The following is a 17,892-nucleotide window of genomic DNA, read 5'->3' as shown; positions in this document are numbered from 1 at the left end:
ATTAACCTCGACGCCAAGTGTGGTATTTTTCAAGCAAGTTAAGCACTTTTTCAGGTGCATGAGCGCGTTTCCACTCACCTGCTGCGTATTTGTTACCTTCAGCCCAAGTAGGGTAGCTGTGTATAGTACCGAGTATTTTGTTAAGACCTAAGCCGTGTTTCATTGCCAGTACAAACTCAGCAATTAAATCGCCAGCGTGTTCAGATACTACAGTAACACCCAATATTTTGTCTTTGCCTTTGGGTGTAATCACTTTAATAAAGCCTTTTGTAGCGCTGTCGGTAATTGCACGGTCTAGCTCTTCAAATTCAAAGCGAGTAATTTCGTAATCTATGCCTTTGTCTTTTGCGTCTTGCTCGTTTAAGCCAACACGTGCTACTTCTGGGTCAATAAACGTAGTCCACGGAATAACACGGTAATCTACTTTAAACTTTTTAAGGTGACCAAATAAGCCATTTACCGCTGCGTACCAACCCTGATGGGCTGCCACATGTGTAAACTGGTATGGACCTACAATATCGCCTGCTGCAAAAATATTAGGGTAGAGTGTTTCTAGGTATTCGTTAGTTACTACCGTGCGGTTTGTTTCAATGCCTAGCTCTTCAAGACCGTAACCTTTAAGGCGTGCACTTCTACCAACGGCACATAATAGCTCGTCGTATTCAATATCTATTTCTTTGTCGTTATGTTTAACAACAATATATTTTTTACCATCGCGAGCTTCACAGCGAAGTGCTTGGTGCGATGTTAAAATATTAACGCCACTTTCGGTTAACGCTTCGTGAGCAAAAGTAGACACTTCAAGATCTTCTTTGATCATGATGCGCTCCGCCATTTCAATTTGCGTAACGCTTGAACCTAAACGTGCAAAGCTTTGTGCTAATTCGCTACCAATTGGACCACCACCAAGTACTACAAGTTTTTTAGGTGCCTCATCTAGCTCTGCAAATTTATTCCACAACGTATCGCTTGTTACATAGCCTGTTTCTTCAATACCAGGTAGTGGCGGTACAAATGGGCGTGCGCCAGTGGCAATAACAATAGTGCGTGCCGTGAGTGTTTGCGTGCCACCGTCGTTAAGTTTAATTTCTACAGTCCACGGGTCGATTAATTTACCGTAGCCTTTTACAACATCTACGCCTAAGTCTGTGTAGCGCTCAACACTGTCGTGTGGTGCTACATCTGCAATTACTTTGTGTACACGTGCCATTACTTTTTTGAACGAAAACTGCGGTGTCGCATTTTCTAGGCCGTAGTTTTCACCATGGCGAATTTGTTCTGCAATTTTAGCGCTTTTAATGACTGCTTTACTTGGAACACAACCATAGTTTAAACAGTCTCCGCCCATTTCGCCCGCTTCAATAAGGGTTACTTTTGCTTTAACAGCAGCGGCTATATAACTTGTTACCAAACCACCTGCGCCTGCGCCAATAACAATCATGTTACGGTCGAATTTTTTAGGCTTAGTGTAGTTTTTGTATACGCGACGTTTTTTAAACACGTTTAAGATTCCTTTTGCAATGAATGGGAATATACCCAATAAAGCGAATGATAAGATTAAGTTGAATGATAAAATTCCAGATAAGCTCTCTATTTGCGCCAGTTGTGTACCTGCGTTAACAAATACAAATGTACCGGCGAGCATACCTGCTTGGCTTACCCAGTAGTAAGTCCATGACTTTATTGAAGTAACACCCATTAGTAAGTTAATTAAAAAGAACGGAAACACCGGCACTAAACGAAGGGTAAATAAGTAAAATCCACCTTCTTTTTCAACGCCTGCATCAATGGCGGCTAAGCGCTCAGGAAAACGTTGCTTAATAGTGTCACGTAGTAAGTAACGCGATACTAAAAAGGCAAGTGTTGCGCCAATAGTTGAGGCAAAAGATGCAACCAATAAGCCTTCAACTAAGCCAAACAATGCACCTGCGGCAAGTGTTAAAATAGCGGCGCCTGGTAAAGAGAGAGCAGTTACTACTACGTATAGTAAAAAGAACCCACCAATAACTAGTAATGGTGACTGCTCTTTGTATTGGTTAAACTGATCCATCGATCCTTTTAAGCCATCAAGCGTAAGTAGTTGGTGTAAGTCAAAATGAAAGAACAGACCGACGGCGGCCGCTGCAATCAATAATAGAAATATTTTTTTAATCATGTTCTCTCTCTTTCAAACTTGTCTTTAAAAATTATGGGTAAGCGTAAGCTTGGCGTTAATTGGCAACTCAGGAAAAGCTAAAGTTGCACCAAAGTAACCGCCTTCAAATACTGGGCGCCAGTTTTTTTGATTCGTCACGTTGTTTACATCTAATCGTAACTTGGTACTAGGCGTAAAAGCATAGCTAGTATTTACGTTTAGTGTGTATTGATCACGAATTTTTACTGTCGCCAAAAAGTCTAATGGGTAACTCTTTGTATATAGACCTGAAAAACCCGTTTGCCATTTCGAATTAATTGAATAATTTCCGTTAAAGCTAAAAGATTGCTCAGGGATGCCCTGTACACGGGTGTTTGAAGGTGCAAAAGCGGTAAAGCTAGGTGCGCCAACACTGGTACCTGCAATAATATCTGGACGTGAGTTGTCAAATGCATCAGCGACTTGAGCTGAATCTTGGCTACTTGCAGAATTATCGTAGCGAGCGTCAATATAGCTGTAGCCAGCACTTAGCCAATAAGGGTAAGCATCATAAAATACTTGGCTTTCAAAGCCGGTAGTACGAATGCCGGTATTACTACCATCGCGATTACGCAAACTACGACGTTGGCTGAATACTGCTCCATCGGCGTACCAATCGCTGTCGGTTGGTGCGTATTTCAAACCAAATTCAACTAAGGTATTTTCGGTTGAAAAGTTTTGTGCGCTAATCGTGTTGTCGCCACCAAGAGACGTGCCGCCAGCCATACTATTTGATGTGGCTTCGTTGTAACTTGCTGCACCATAAGTGGTGTAATCACCATTTAATCGGTAGTTAAAGCTTACTTGCCCCGAATGTAGCTTATCGTTAATGCTATCGCGAGCTGCAATTTCACCCTCTGGTGCTATTGGGTCGTGCGCGTCTACGTCATAAAAATCTATGCGGTAACCAACACTTGTATGAAACTTATCTGTCCAATCAGAATCTTGCTGAATAGCAAAACCCGTTTGCCATGAGCGCGAATCGGTAGTGTCTGATAAGTTAAAGTCGCCGCTGCCATCGTTATTAATATCGTATTGACCACCAGGGGATACAAATACACCTGGGCTAATTTCAATTAAACGCGCTTGTTGTGCATCAGTTAAAGGAATGCGGCGATTTGAAATTGGGCCTGTTAAATCAATAGGTAAGTCGGCTTCTGTTGTAAATTGGCTGTAGCCTAGCACGCGGTTGTAACGCACATCAAAAGCAAAAATTGTTTGCTGTTCGTTGCTCCATTGGTAAGTCAGTTCGGTACGGTTTTGCGCGGTATCGGCACCATCTATAATTTCAACAAAGCTATTTTGTGCAATTTCTTCGCGTTGTAAGTGCTGAAAATACGTAATGTTTTTTATTGATGCATTGTTTGAAAGTTCACGCTTATAAATACTGTGTAGTAAATAAGTAGTGGCTTCGTTTTGATTGTCAGGGTCGGTAAGTACTGTACTACGGTCTATTTTTACTTGCCCAGTAGGTGAGATTATTGAACCTGCTGCCGGTACTGTACTGCCATTGGCTTGCACGCCTTGGCCGGTAATATAAAGGCCATCATCAATTAAGGCTTGAGTAGGGCGGTTAATACCTGCGTTATCGGTAAATTCAACTTGGTATAACTCAAAGTTAATATCCCAGCTGCTCTTGTCATCAGGTAACACCCTAAGTGCTGCAAATAGGCTGTCGCTTTTCGTGCCCGAAAAGTCGTAGTAACTGCCGTTATCAATGTGTTCAGCGCTTACTCTAAAACCTACTTTGTCTTTTACTATAGGTGCACTGTAATCAACTAAAACACTGTACTGATCCCATCGTCCTGCAGATACCGTTGCTTTGCCTTTACTGTCGTCAGTTGATGCTTTTTTAGAATGTAAGTTTACAAAACCACCGTTGCGTTGGCTTGAACCAAATAATACCGGTGGCGCGCCTTTTACTACATCTATTTGTTCTACAGAGTTGAACGATAACGGCACACCAAAGCCATTATTACCTGCTTGGCGGCGTGTACCATCTTGGAAAAGCTCACCTAGTTGCCCACGAATAGTAGGTAAACTAGGTGCGCCAAAACCACTGGCTGAATAGGTATTAGGGCTGACAGCAAGTACATCTTGTAAAGTCGTAATATTGAGTTGTTCTATTAACTCGCTTGAAATTGGTGTTACTGAACGGGCTATATCTTGTAGAGCTAAGTTGTCGCCAAAAGGGCCGTCTACAGTGGCATTTTTAACCGAAAGACCTTGAGATTTAATAACTTGGCCTGCCACCTCAATACGCTCAATTGCGCCTTCTTTTGCTGTTTTTGATTCTTCGGCTGCAAAAGCATTAAGTGGTGTATTTAATATGGTGGCTAGGGAAAGTGCTAAATATGCGTGTTTCAAACGTTTTCTCTCTACGGTTAAAATGTTGTTGGCGATAAAGACCGAAAGGATTAAAAATAACTTTCAGTAAAATTTTGATTCTTTTTGTTTTTTAGAACATAACAAAACAGATGCATTATAAAGTTGGTAATTAAGTACTATTGTTTTATTAGTCGATAAAATGTTAATAGAGTAACTGTATTTAATTAAGTATAAATAATTGCTTTTAATAAGATTTATTAATTATAGACTACTTTCAACCTACTAACATTTTAAACTTGTTAACTTTTATGCAGCATTTTTTAAATTACTTAAATAAGCTTCTCTTTTAGTACTGCATGGCTTAACTAATGAATTTAATCAAAAATTTTTGAAATTTTTTGAAATAAAAAGCAACTTATACGGTCTAGGTTACTTCTACGTTTATTAATATTCATTTAAGGAAATTTTATGACAGGTTCAATGAATTCTGATGTGCAAAACCGTTTGCAGTGGTCACTTTTATCTTTGCGTTTAGGCGTGTTTATTGTAATGGTTATGTGGACATTCGATAAGTTTGTTAATCCTGGGCATAGCGCACGTATTTTTGAACATTTTTACGGTATTAGTGGCTCTACAGACATAGTGGCTTACATTATTGGTGCGGTGCAGTTAGTGCTTGTTTTAGCATTTTTAGCAGGTATTAAAAAGCGTATAACGTACGGTATCATTTTTGTAATGCATGGTTTATCTACGCTTTCTTCGTACAACCAGTACATAGATGGCTTTAATAACTTATTATTCTTTACTGCATGGCCAATGTGGGCTGCGTGTTTTGCACTTTACTTATTACGCGATCAAGACGTGAAATTTACTGTAAAGTAATAAAACAATAGCCATACCCTTAAGGTTATAGCTAAAAATACATTGGGCTGAGTTATTTACTATTTCAGTCCAATGTATAGCCTTTGAGCACTTATTTTAATAATCCAACCTCTTTGTCATCTTCTAAAAATAATCCTTTTTATATTATTTCATCCTAAATATTGCGTTAGATCAAAGTTAATATATTTGTAAGAACAATATCGACAGCTTTAGTTTATGTTAGCTATACGGTTAGTAGGTTTTAATTACCTCAAGTTATTCAACTCAATGTTGTATAGAAGGCTCGTATGGAAAAGGTTAAAATTTCGTCAGTGCATCAGTCATCAAATCGTTCAGCAAACAAGTTTTCACATGGTCAAAGTTGCGATGAATTGAGCAAGCTCGATTTAGCACAATTACAAGCAAAGCTAAAAACATCATCCGACGGGTTAAGCCAAACTGATGCCACACAAAGATTGGCACAATATGGACCTAACGAACTAGTTGAAGAAAAAACAAACCTACTAATCAAATTTTTATCTTACTTTTGGGGACCAATACCTTGGATGATCGAGGCTGCTATTATTCTATCGGCGCTTGCTAAGCACTGGGCTGATTTTTTTATTATTCTTGTATTATTGTTGTCTAACGTATTGGTTGGCTTTTGGGAAGAGCACCAAGCGGGTAATGCAATTGCTGCATTAAAAGCAAAATTAGCTAACAAAGCACGCGTTCGCCGCGATACTCAGTGGCAAAATTTAAATGCCAGCGAACTTGTCCCAGGTGATGTTATTAGAATGCGGATGGGGGATATAGTACCTGCAGATGCGCGTTTTCTAAATGGTGATCCCGTAGAAGTCGATCAATCATCTCTTACGGGTGAGTCGTTGCCAGTTGTAAAATCGGCGGGTGAAACTGTTTATTCGGGCTCTATTATTCGCCAAGGGGAAATAGAAGCAATAGTTTACGCAACCGGCGCTAATACCTTTTTTGGTAAAACAGCACAGTTAGTTCAAGGGGAGCGAACCACAAGTCATTTTCAGCGAGCAGTGCTTAAAATTGGTAATTATTTAATAATGCTTGCTGCGGCTTTAGTACTGCTTATAGTTATTGTTGCTTTGTTTCGCGATGATCCAATGATCACCACATTGCAGTTTGCACTCGTATTAACCGTTGCGGCAATACCAGTCGCTATGCCAACAGTGCTATCAGTTACTATGGCTGTAGGCGCTCGTTTATTGGCTAAAAAGCAAGTGGTTGTAACACGTTTAGCCGCAATTGAAGAGCTAGCGGGTGTTGATATTCTTTGTTCTGATAAAACCGGCACATTGACACAAAACCTATTAACATTAGGTGACCCGTTTTATATCGAAAACTCAATAAATAAAGGCTCTGCTGAGCAAGTTATATTGTACGCGGCATTAGCATCTCGCTCAGAAAATAACGATCCGATTGACTTAGCAGTATTACAAAGTGTAAAAGCTGAGCAGCATCTAGATTCTTATCATATAGAGCATTTTCAGCCATTTGATCCTGTGAGCAAACGTACTGAAGCAATTGTTAAAAATGCTGATGGCAAAACGTTTAAAGTGACCAAAGGTGCACCGCAGGTTATTTTAGCTTTGTCGGTTAATATTGAAGCAGTTAAAACTGCAGTTGAGGCATCGATAGATGAATTTGCAGCGCGTGGGTTTCGCTCTTTAGCGGTTGCTAAAACAGACGAGCAAGGTAAATGGCAATTTATAGGCGTATTGCCGCTTTTTGATCCACCGCGTGAAGAAGCAATACAAACCATTGCCGATGCAAAAGAAATGGGTATGAGTGTTAAAATGGTCACGGGCGATCAAGTGGCCATTGCGCGTGAAACTGCAAGTAAACTGGGTTTAGGGACAAACATTCTTGATGCTAGTGGATTTGGTGCAACTGAGCATCACCAAACAACGCAGTTAGATGACTCTATTGAGAGTGCTGACGGATTCGCACAAGTATTTCCTGAGCATAAATACCATATTATTGATGTGCTTCAGCATAGAGGGCACATTGTTGGTATGACAGGAGATGGCGTAAATGATGCGCCAGCACTTAAAAAAGCTGACTGTGGTATTGCTGTATCGGGCGCTACAGATGCAGCGCGTTCAGCAGCATCAATCGTGTTAATGACCGATGGCTTGTCGGTTATAATTGATGCAGTTAAAGAAAGCCGAAAAATATTTCAACGCATGAACAGTTACGCTATTTACAGGGTTGCTGAAACTCTGCGCGTATTACTTTTTATGACAATGGCGATATTAATTTTTAACTTTTATCCGTTAACAGCAGTCATGATTGTAATGCTTGCTTTACTTAACGATGCCGCCATTTTGTCAATTGCATACGACAATGTACATTATCAAAATAAGCCCGAAACATGGAATATGCGGCTCGTTTTAGGTATTGCATCTGTGCTGGGAATTCTAGGGCCAATTGCAGCCTTTGGTTTATTTTACTTAGGAGATAAAGTATTTGAACTCGACCGTCCTCATCTTCAAACATTAATGTACTTATTACTTTCTGTAGCAGGGCATTTGACTATATTTTTAGCGCGTACCCGAGGTCCATTTTGGTCTATTAAACCGTCTGCTATATTAATGGTCGCCGTATTTGGCACGCAAGTTATAGCAACACTTATTGCTGTTTATGGTGTGTTTATGACCCCACTAGGATGGGGCTGGGCACTTGCTGTGTGGGCATATGCTTTGGTGTGGTTTTTTATTAACGATGGTTTAAAGCTAGTGGCGTATCGAATTTTTGATCCGACAGAAGCACCATTGCTAGAGAAGAGTTAGCATATAGGTTTAAAAATAAAAAAATTGGTTATAAGCCATAAGGCTTATAACCAATAAGTACACAGGGAGTGTGTGGAAGTCGGTTTGCATGTTATGCAACTAATGCATTGCGTCGTTGTATTGCTCAGCAAGGCTCTCTTTTTGCCCTTCGGTAAGTGCTTTACCCGCTAATTGAAACACTTCGTGTTCTTCTTCACTTAAATGATGATGTACTAAATGGTGTAGCTTTTTAGCTGCAACTAACCATGCAGACGAGCTCATTTCGGTATCTTCAAGTTGTTCAATTAATTCATCAATTTCGTGATGTTCAGCTACGCTGTGGCGCGCTTTTTCATGAGTTAAGTCATCAAACATAAGTGGGTTATAAAAGTAACGTTCTTCAAATTTTGCGTGATCTTCTAATTCTGTTTTTAGCTCATCCATTAGCTTGTGGCGCTGCTCTGTGTCGCCGTGTGTTTGAATAAGCGCATCTACCAATTTTCGTTGTTTATCATGGTCGTGACGTAGTGCTTCAAAAATATTCATAACTAGTCCTTTTACAATTTATTTGCTTATATCATTAACTAGCAAACTAAATGCCAAATATTAAGTTATTGTATTTTAAAAAATTTAATTTAATTTTTTATTCTTTGGCTGCGATCACTGTAAATTTTACAGTGATATGAATGCAATAATTTCAGGCTTTTGCGTAGTTCAATTATAAAAGTGAGTATAAATTCCTACAGAACCTTACAAATATTTACTAGTTGTTTATTTTATTGCAGTGATAAAGTGCCAGTGTTATTTGGGTACAACCTATATATTACTCTCACACATAAATGCAGGTAGCACGTTAACTTAATAGGATAGTTTAAGGATGAACATAAAAAGCCCCATCGCCGCATTATTACTGTGCGCTTTACTGAGTGCATGTAGTACAGCCCCGCGTTCGGACCCTAACTTATGCATTGAAGAGGCTGAAATGGTTGATCGAAATGGCGCTCAAACAAGCTCACAGGTTTACAATCAATGCATTAGCGCACAAATTAAAAAGGATGAAAAAAATGACACTTTTTTTGATGCCATCGGTACGTTCTTTTTTGAATTTTTTGTAATGGTGGTAGAAAAGTAAATAGGCTAACTTGCAGCAGTACTTTAAAGTAAATAAGTTGCGTAAAAATAGGATTATTTATGAAGCAATTATTGATAGCAATTTCACTTTTTTTATTACTAAGCGCTTGTGCGGCAAAGCCTTACGCAGGCTCGGCAAAATGTATGGAACAAGCAGATATTGCATACGAAACCGATACACGTAAAAATGAGACATTAGATAATAAATGCAAAGCTGCAAAAGTAAATACGCCTAATAAAGAGCTTGAGAATCATGGCTTGGTTGATAGAAGCCTTTTACAGCTAATCGTTAGCTTTTTAAATGGCGTATTTTAATAGTAAAAATATAATTAAATAAGGTATGTATGAAGGAAGAACTAAGAGCAAAAATAATTACCGTGTGCGATAAAAAAATAGCAGCTAAAGGCGAAAATGTAGGGCTTTCTTTTTATGCATTTTTTGCTAATAAAAACGACGACCCAGAGCTACTTATGGAAGCTGCTACTTGGTGGATACACACCCATAAATTAGATCATTTTGTAAAAGCACATAAAATTAAACAGATGGTTTTAGATGGACTTTAGTCAATTAACTGAGCAAGTACTTTTAGCTGTGTTTATTTAATCAACAACGACTTGGTTTCTTCCGTTTTCTTTTGCTTTATAAAGTAATTTATCTGCATGCTTAATAAGAACATCTAGTGTGCTTTTTAAGGGGCTACTTACAGAGGCTCCCACACTAAAAGTGATTTTTGTATCACTAGGAAGGTCTTTTATATTACTACAATGCTCGGTAAACCTTGTGGCGAGCTGGTCAAAGATATCTCGAATAGCTAGTTCGTCAACCGAATTTAGTGCAAACAACCATTCTTCGCCGCCGTAGCGGCCAAACTGATGATCACCACTTAGTGTTTCTTTTGCAGCCTTTGCAAAGGAAATAAGAACTAAATCTCCAACATCGTGACCAAATTGGTCGTTAACTTTTTTAAAGTAGTCTAAGTCAACAATTGCTATCGTCATTTTACCTTCATCAAGCTTTGCTTCTGCGGCGCGCATTATTCCTCTGCGATTAGGGCTATTTGTTAGATAATCTGTTAATGAAATATCGTGATATTTTTGACGTTGTCGAGCTTGCCGATAAAATAAAAATAATGAAGCAATCACTAAAATAAACGCAATAGCAGCGCTGAGTCGCCAAATTATTTTTTGTTGATATTCTTCTTTAGCTTGTAGTTCACTAATATCTTTTGCGTACTCTAGTTGCTGTATTTTTTCTTCTTTTTCTTTTACTTCAAACTGTACCTGTAGTGTTTTTATATTACTTTCACTGGTAGCTTCGTAGTGTTTTTTTGTATAAAGGAGCTTTTGTTCAATTGCTTCAAAAGCCTCGTTAGTGTAGTTAAGGCGTCGCTTTAGCTCATAGCGTTTACTTAAAAAATCGGCTTTATAAATACTGCGGCTGAATTTATCTAATTTTAAAAATACCTCATCGTTTGCTTCATTTGCTTGATCAAGTAAATCTAGTTTTATATATATGTCAGCTAACAAAATGAGCGATGCGAGTTGCATGTCGTGTACACCTGCAGAACGAGCAAGTTCAATGTTTTCTTTAGTTAAAGTTAAAGCTTTATCGTAATTTTCATGTAAGTACTCAATGCTAGCAATTGAGTATTGGGCAAAGGTTAAGCCTTTTTGCATATTAGCTTTTTTAAAATAGAGCAATGCTTTGTCTAGGTATATTAAGGCATCTTTAGGTTTTTTTATCTCGAGCAATATATTGCCTAAACTCCAATATGCTTTTGCAGTAAAAAGCCCGTCTTGTGTTTGCTCATATGCCGCAACCGCTTTTTTTGCATAATATATGGCTTTGTCTTTTTCGTTTAGATAATTATATGCATCGGCTATTTTTCTAAAAAAGTATCCCTGAGATGCTGAGTCGTCATCTTTTAATGCTAACTCTAGCCCCTCTAGTGCAACATTTAGGGTCTTTTTCAATGCGTCTGTATCGGTGTAATAGTAAGCAAGTGCTCGTAAAATAATAATTTTTTCTTTAGATGAATGCTGTTGCAAGCTATCTTCTAATTTTGTGGCTAGCATGTGTGCTGGAGCTGGGTTTGCATCCCTCGCTAGAGACTTGAGTTGTGATTCGAGAAATAATAAATATACACTTTTTTGGTTTGGTAACTCTTTGGTCTTTAAGTAATAGGATAAGTGAGTGTTTAACGCTGCGTATTTTTCTTGTCTAAAAAGTAACTCCGCATACAAAGCGGCCGCTTCTAAATGAAGTTTTTCCCAATTTTGATCTTTGCTTATTTTAAACGCTTGAGTGAGTTTGTCTCCATTTTGAAGATAGTCTAATTCATTTAGTTTTATGTTATTGATGAGAGTTTGAGTCGTGTCAAAGTCTAGCGCATGTGAAGTTGCATTTAATGAATCGCCGTTAGCTGAGGCAAGTTTACTAAAAAGTAAAAATAAAAGGAGAACAATATACTTTGCCCATAAAGCATTACCTAAAATCTTTATTTGTGTATTGTTAGCCATGTTAATCCTTTGCTGATTTATTTTTATTATTGAAATACTTATTCACAGTGCTTAATAAACTTGGGTTTGAACAGCTTTTTTATACTTCTTATTGAAAAAATAAGACCACAAACGATATCAATTTAATTAATAAAAACAAACACATTGTATAATATAGTCGCTGTAGTTATGTGTTTTATTAAAAATCAGCAGCTACTTCAAATTCTAATCGTTTAAGCGTAATAGGGTGAGTAAATGCTAAGTATTCTGCATGTAAATGTAATCGTTCGGCTTTTTGCCCGTAATGTGTGTCGCCTATAATTGGCATGTTTAAACCTAAGCTGTGCGCACAATGCACTCTTAATTGATGAGTTCGCCCTGTTTTAGGGTATAACTGTAATCGGGTAATATTGTTGTTACGCTCTAAAACCTGCCAGGTAGTAAGTGATGGCTTACCGTGTGTGTAACACACCATTTGGCGCGGTTTATCATCAAAGTCGAGCACTAGGGGTAAATCAATCACTCCGCTATCCTCAGCTACGTTACCATTAACTAATGCTATATAACGTTTATCTATGGTGCGTTCAATAAACTGCTTTTGCAGTGCTTTGTGCACACGTTTATTAAGTGCAATCATCAATAACCCAGAAGTCGACATATCTAATCTGTGTACAATTAGTGGCCCTGATGCCTCTGGAAACTGCGTTTTTATGCGCATATAAACTGAGTCATCAATATTAACGCCAGGTACCGATAAAAACTCAGCGGGCTTATTTACCACAAGTAAGTCGTCATCTTTATAAACAATACTTAAATCTTTACCCTGAGCTGGGTTGGTAAGTAGCGGGTTATCTTCAACATCTAAACCCTTTAGCATATGCCCAAGTATTGGTTGGCATTTACTGTAACAAGAAGGGTAGTAGTTTTTATGCTGCCTAATTGCTGATTTAGGTGCTGCTCCCCACCAAAACTCTGCCATAGCAAGTGGCTTTAAGTCATGTTTATAGGCGTATTGTAATAATTTAGGCGCTGCACAATCGCCAGCACCCGAAGGAGGAGTGTGCTCAGGTAATGCTGCAAAAATAGCATTTAAATCTGTAGTTTCACCATTTGCATTTAAAAATTGGTACTGTGCAAATAGCTTTTTTTGTAAGCTTTTAGAAAGCGTTTTACGGCGTTTTTTTAAATGAGTAATTTCATCAGAAATATTGATGTGTGTTTGCTGCAGTGACTCGATTATATTTTGCCAATAGGCTTTAAGTGCCAGCAGTTGCTTTTTTTCTACGATGCTTTGCCCTGCAAGCTTATTTTTTAACTGCTCAAAATCACTTTCGCTAAGCTCTAATTCACCTTCGGTACGTTGTGTTTTTCGTTGTTGGCGACCGGTTTGCATTACTGCCTGTTGAGCTAATAGCGCTTGCTGGTAGCTCTGTGTTGCATCATCAAGTTTGCTATTAACTTCATGCAGTTGTTCGCTATTTTCTAATTGCTCAATTTGAGCATTAATATCGTTAATTATTTTACTTTGAGCCAAATAGCTATCGTCTTGCAGCTGCATGCTAGAAACAGGCGGCACAAAGCTAATATTGCCTTTATCACCTTCAATTTGCCCCGAATAAGCGCTTAAAAAGCCTAATTGTTGCTTAGCATTTTGCACCACTAAAACCCCAAACATTTTACCTGCATTTTCTGCTTTTAAATGCGCTAACGTTTCAAGTTGTTGCTGTAATTGTTTAGTGGCTGCTACAGCTAATGGTTGCGGCTCGTAATAAAAAGGGAAAGTAAACTTTTCAGGAAGCGCGAGGGCATCAATATTTTGAGAAAATAATGTAAAGCAAGAAGCAGAATTTGACATAGAAGTAAGAGAAAAGCATTCAGTAAAATAATTGAGCGCATAATAACATATTCATAGTTAAGCCACTAAAAATCTCGCATCCGCATATTCATAAACACTTTAAAGCGGACATTCATGTTTTATGTATCAGTATGGGGGCGCAGCAAACCTAAGCGTTTGCTAGTAAAGTCTCAGTAGTAATATATCTATCATTATCAAAATATTTAAGCTTATCGATTCTCAATAATTGAGCGCATTTCGAAACGATGACTTACCTGATAGATCAGAGACGAAAAATCAATTTACAGAATAACTGAATATTTAGGAGTTCTATATTATGAGTCAAAATATCGCAAGTTTTATTACTAAAACCCTTGAACAAGCTGGCGTAAAACGTATTTGGGGAGTAACTGGCGATTCACTTAACGGCATTAGTGAAAGTCTGCGAAAAATGGGAACAATTGAATGGTTAGGTACGCGACATGAAGAAGCTGCCGCATTTGCGGCTGGTGGCGAAGCCCATTTATCAGGCGAGCTTGCCGTGTGTGCGGGTTCTTGCGGGCCAGGTAATCTTCATTTAATTAATGGCTTATTTGATTGTCAGCGCAATAATGTACCAGTATTAGCAATTGCCGCACATATTCCTTCATCTGAAATTGGCAGTAGTTATTTTCAAGAAACCCATCCGCAAGAATTATTTAAAGAATGCAGTGTGTATTGTGAAATGGTGTCGAGCCCTGAGCAAATGCCGTACCTGCTTGAAACCGCAATGCGACAAGCAATATTAAACAAAGGCGTGAGTGTACTTGTGCTACCTGGCGACATTGCATTAAAAGATATGCCTAAAGCTATTAAGCCAAAATGGAACGTGCCAAAGCCAGCAACACATACTCCCGCTTTATCTGATATTGAAGCAATGGCGACTCATCTTAATAAAAGTAAAAAAGTAACCTTATTGTGTGGTGCTGGTTGTAAGGATGCCCACGACGAAATTGTTGCGCTAGCCGAAAAATTACAAGCACCGATAGTGCATGCCATGCGCGGTAAAGAATTTATTGAATACGACAATCCTTACGATGTTGGTATGACTGGGTTTATTGGCTTTGCGTCGGGCTATCATGCAATGCAAGAAGCCGATACGTTATTAATGATTGGTACTAGTTTTCCTTATCGTGCTTTTTACCCCGAAAATACCACCGTATTGCAAATTGATAATCAGGCTGCGTCACTCGGGCGACACGTGCAAATTGACTGTGGCGTGTTAGGGGATACTAAAAATTCAGTGACCACACTGCTTGATTATATTAAAGGTGAACGGAGCAGTTCGCACTTACAAAAATGTGTTAAAAATTACAAAGAGTCTCGACAAGATCTTGATGAACTTGCCAGTGGCAAAACCTCGCAAAATTTAATTCACCCGCAATACCTAACACGTTTACTCAACGAGCAAGCGGCTGACGATGCTGTTTTTACTTGTGATGTAGGTACGCCAACAGTGTGGGCTGCGCGTTATTTATCAATGAATGGTAAGCGGCGCTTAATTGGATCGTTTAATCATGGCTCTATGGCAAATGCGATGTCGCAGGCAATGGGAGTTCAATCTGTTGACAGAGACCGCCAAGTCATTGCAATGTGTGGTGATGGTGGCTTTTCGATGTTAATGGGGGACTTAATCTCGCTTAAGCACCTTAATTTACCAATAAAGATTGTTGTTTATAATAATCGCTCACTCAGTTTTGTGGCTATGGAAATGAAAGCCAGTGGATTTTTATCAAGCGATACTGATTTAGAAAACCCAAGTTTTGCTAACATTGCACAGGCCTGTGGCTTAAAAGGGATTCATGTGGACGACCCTGAAAAATTACCATCGGCAATGAACGAGATGATGAACCACTCAGGACCTGTTGTTTTAGAAGTCGATACTGCAAAACAAGAGCTTTCAATGCCACCGCAAATCAAATTAGAGCAAGCAAAAGGCTTTAGTGTTTACATGATGAAGGCGCTGATAAACGGCAAAGGAAACGAAATTATAGAGCTTGCCAAAACTAACTGGTCACGCTAGTTAAGTTACTTCCCTATTGAGTACTTTTGCTCAATAGGGAAGTATAAAGCAATGTCCTCTATTATTTGCTTATTGCAAATGTATACCTTTCACGTAATGTAAAAAACGTCTGACATACTTTCTTAAATATTAATAAATCATAGTGCCTTCTTGTAACTTGTTGAACTAAAAGTAAAATAACATGAAGTTTCTATAGAGTAGGTAATAGTAATAACCTATAAGGTCAATTACGTGTTTATAAAAGTAGGTATAGAGTGTTGATTAAAATTGAAGACTTTTCTTTAGCATAGCGCTGGATTAGCGCATCCCATGGTAATTTTTCTAAAGATAAACTAAATAAACTCAATCCATTGAGCGAAGATCAAGCAAGAGCATTAATTGCTACTACACCTATTAACTTTCCGGTTGGAGCAAAAAGGTTTGACTCCACAGAAGGGAGTGAGTTAACACGCCAATGGTTAAAGGGCTTAGTAAATGATTCGCAAACAGTAACAATTTGCTGGGATCAAGAAACAGGATTAACCCTACCTTGGATAGTTTTTTGTGATCACTGGGATGATTTTTGCTATCCATTAAGTGATGACATAAATCTGTATTTAACTTGAACTCTGGTTAAGAGATTTACTAAAATATTGAATCATAGTGATATTTAAATTTATTTTCTCTAGCCAGAGATTTTTAGTGAAAACAAGGCGAATTTACGCGTCAATAGCTGGCCTATTGCAAGTAAATTCAACGCAGTTAGCGCTGAAAATAGCTGCTTGAGATAGATTTATTATCCAGAGTTTAGGTTATATAGAAAGCGCTGAACTGTTTTTACGTTGGAATCACTATGAGGTTTTTGAGTTTGACTCAAGAGCAATGTAATGAGCTAAAACACTTAGCATTGGCCTCAATTGCTACTTGGTAGTTGTTTTTAGTTTAACGTTTTACTCGCTTTACTCAATTAAAGTAAAGCGAGCGCTCAGTATCACTTACAAACTCTTTTTAGGCGGAAGAGCCACGTTTGCAAATATTAGCCCTGCAACAAGCGACATAAATATTAAAAACGTTTGCTGGCCTATATGCTCTGCGTATATAAAGTCTTGGCCTTCAATGAGTGAGTTTAAGCCAATATAGGTTTTGCTACCTGGTACTAATACAATTAAGCCTTGCATGGCCACAATAGAGGCCGGCGCATTAGCAACGCGGTTAAACAAGTTACTAAAAATACCCACCGATAAAGCACCCACAAACGTACCTAACGTGTAATCAAGGTACATAGCCGAGCCAATACTGGTGCCATAGGCTATAAACCCTGATGCAATAGACCAAACAGCGTGCTTAAGTTTGGTTCTAAAAATAACGATTAAGCTGCTACAAAGTAAAAATATAGCCAGCCATGCTGTCCACTTTGGTAATGGTTCAGGTTGTACAAAGTCAGCTTGCCCAAAGAGTGCAAAGCCAATGCCTATGCCAATAAAACCGCCAAAATAGAGTTTAAATAACAGCATAAACGAGTCCATGACTCTTGCTGTACCCGACACTAAATGCCGCGCTGCAAGCTCTGCTAAGCCAAGCGCAAGTGCTAAACCGGGTATAAATACAATGATGGCTGAAAGTACCACCAAGCGTATGTTTATTTCAGGTGTTATATACACGCTTACTGCACATGCAAGTATTGCCGATATTATGGCTACCAATGGCTCAAGCATATGAGCTACTCGTTTTGAGCGCCCAGACCAAAGCACAAACAAATAAACAACTAAAGTAAGAAGCGATGACCAAATAACATCAGTCCAGCTAGTACCCATTAACATTGCAAACGCACCACCAGAAGTTGCAAACGCAACGCCCGTAACAAGTTTATTGTATGGGTTTGGCATGTCGTAGATAGCATCTAGCTGGGCGTCAACTTCTTGTAAAGTTAGCTTGTCGTCAAGCATTTGGTTTACAAGGTCGTCGGTGTCGGCAAGTGAGCCTAAATCGTGATCGCCAGGGTCTACACGAGCAACATGGGTGTACTCGTCTTCGTGGCCATCGGTCCAAATAACAAACGTTACAGAGGTTGGCGACATAACAAACGACGATTTAAGTCCTAAATAGGTAGCCACTTCCATTAGGTGTGCTTCTAGGCGGTAAGCAGGCGTACCATACTTGTGAAGCATTTTACCCAATTTAACGATAAATTTGCGTTTTTCTGTAAAGGTTGCAGTTTTCAA

13 protein-coding genes are annotated in these 17,892 nt (G+C 38.7%); 7 read left to right on the top strand and 6 right to left on the bottom strand.

From position 1 onward, the window contains the following. Position 1: 1 nt before the first annotated feature. Together JG479_RS18650 and JG479_RS18645 are read right to left on the bottom strand one after the other, a co-directional pair. A complete protein-coding gene (locus JG479_RS18650) occupies positions 2–2,155 on the bottom strand; it encodes an FAD-dependent oxidoreductase (protein WP_039488400.1) in 2,154 nt (717 codons plus the stop codon). 24 nt (positions 2,156–2,179) lie between these two features. Next, the gene (locus tag JG479_RS18645; protein ID WP_200220393.1) at positions 2,180–4,540 is read right to left on the bottom strand and encodes a TonB-dependent receptor; all 2,361 of its coding nucleotides are present in this window, start codon (positions 4,538–4,540) and stop codon (positions 2,180–2,182) included. Positions 4,541–4,969: 429 nt separating this feature from the next. Between JG479_RS18645 and JG479_RS18640 the strand changes: the two genes are divergently transcribed. Then, positions 4,970–5,383: a hypothetical protein gene (locus JG479_RS18640; protein WP_002960120.1), complete on the top strand. Its 414-nt coding sequence runs from the start codon at positions 4,970–4,972 to the stop codon at positions 5,381–5,383. Between the two features lie 287 nt (positions 5,384–5,670). After that, on the top strand, positions 5,671–8,187 hold the full coding sequence (locus JG479_RS18635) for a plasma-membrane proton-efflux P-type ATPase (RefSeq protein ID WP_200220392.1): 2,517 nt from the start codon (positions 5,671–5,673) through the stop codon (positions 8,185–8,187). Positions 8,188–8,286: 99 nt separating this feature from the next. On the opposite strand, the gene JG479_RS18630 is transcribed toward JG479_RS18635, so the two are convergent. Further along, complete coding sequence (locus JG479_RS18630) at positions 8,287–8,712, bottom strand: hemerythrin domain-containing protein (RefSeq protein WP_002960122.1); 426 nt, start codon at positions 8,710–8,712, stop codon at positions 8,287–8,289. 331 nt (positions 8,713–9,043) lie between these two features. Between JG479_RS18630 and JG479_RS18625 the strand changes: the two genes are divergently transcribed. From JG479_RS18625 to JG479_RS18615, 3 genes are read left to right on the top strand one after another with little or no spacing between them, the layout of a single operon-like run. Beyond that, entirely contained in the window at positions 9,044–9,298 is a 255-nt protein-coding gene (locus tag JG479_RS18625) for a hypothetical protein (RefSeq protein WP_200220391.1), read from the top strand. A 59-nt stretch (positions 9,299–9,357) separates the two neighbouring features. Then, entirely contained in the window at positions 9,358–9,612 is a 255-nt protein-coding gene (locus tag JG479_RS18620) for a hypothetical protein (protein WP_200220390.1), read from the top strand. Positions 9,613–9,641: 29 nt separating this feature from the next. Continuing rightward, the gene (locus JG479_RS18615) at positions 9,642–9,860 is read left to right on the top strand and encodes a DUF6500 family protein (protein WP_200220389.1); all 219 of its coding nucleotides are present in this window, start codon (positions 9,642–9,644) and stop codon (positions 9,858–9,860) included. 36 nt (positions 9,861–9,896) lie between these two features. On the opposite strand, the gene JG479_RS18610 is transcribed toward JG479_RS18615, so the two are convergent. Continuing rightward, the gene (locus tag JG479_RS18610; RefSeq protein ID WP_200220388.1) at positions 9,897–11,816 is read right to left on the bottom strand and encodes a tetratricopeptide repeat-containing diguanylate cyclase; all 1,920 of its coding nucleotides are present in this window, start codon (positions 11,814–11,816) and stop codon (positions 9,897–9,899) included. Positions 11,817–11,994: 178 nt separating this feature from the next. Continuing rightward, positions 11,995–13,650: an RluA family pseudouridine synthase gene (locus tag JG479_RS18605; RefSeq protein ID WP_200220387.1), complete on the bottom strand. Its 1,656-nt coding sequence runs from the start codon at positions 13,648–13,650 to the stop codon at positions 11,995–11,997. A gap of 316 nt (positions 13,651–13,966) precedes the next feature. On the opposite strand from JG479_RS18605, the gene poxB reads away from it, so the two are divergent. Both poxB and JG479_RS18595 read left to right on the top strand, forming a co-directional pair. Then, entirely contained in the window at positions 13,967–15,691 is a 1,725-nt protein-coding gene (gene poxB / locus JG479_RS18600) for a ubiquinone-dependent pyruvate dehydrogenase (RefSeq protein ID WP_200220386.1), read from the top strand. 350 nt (positions 15,692–16,041) lie between these two features. Next, entirely contained in the window at positions 16,042–16,296 is a 255-nt protein-coding gene (locus JG479_RS18595) for a hypothetical protein (RefSeq protein ID WP_234047904.1), read from the top strand. Between the two features lie 369 nt (positions 16,297–16,665). Here JG479_RS18595 and JG479_RS18590 read toward each other — a convergent pair whose 3' ends face one another. Then, a complete protein-coding gene (locus JG479_RS18590; protein WP_002960134.1) occupies positions 16,666–17,892 on the bottom strand; it encodes a threonine/serine ThrE exporter family protein in 1,227 nt (408 codons plus the stop codon).

This window comes from Pseudoalteromonas sp. LC2018020214, from assembly GCF_016598755.1.
Lineage (GTDB): Bacteria > Pseudomonadota > Gammaproteobacteria > Enterobacterales > Alteromonadaceae > Pseudoalteromonas > Pseudoalteromonas distincta.
Note: the sequence above shows the minus strand (reverse complement) of the source record. Positions and strands in the feature narration are given on the sequence as shown.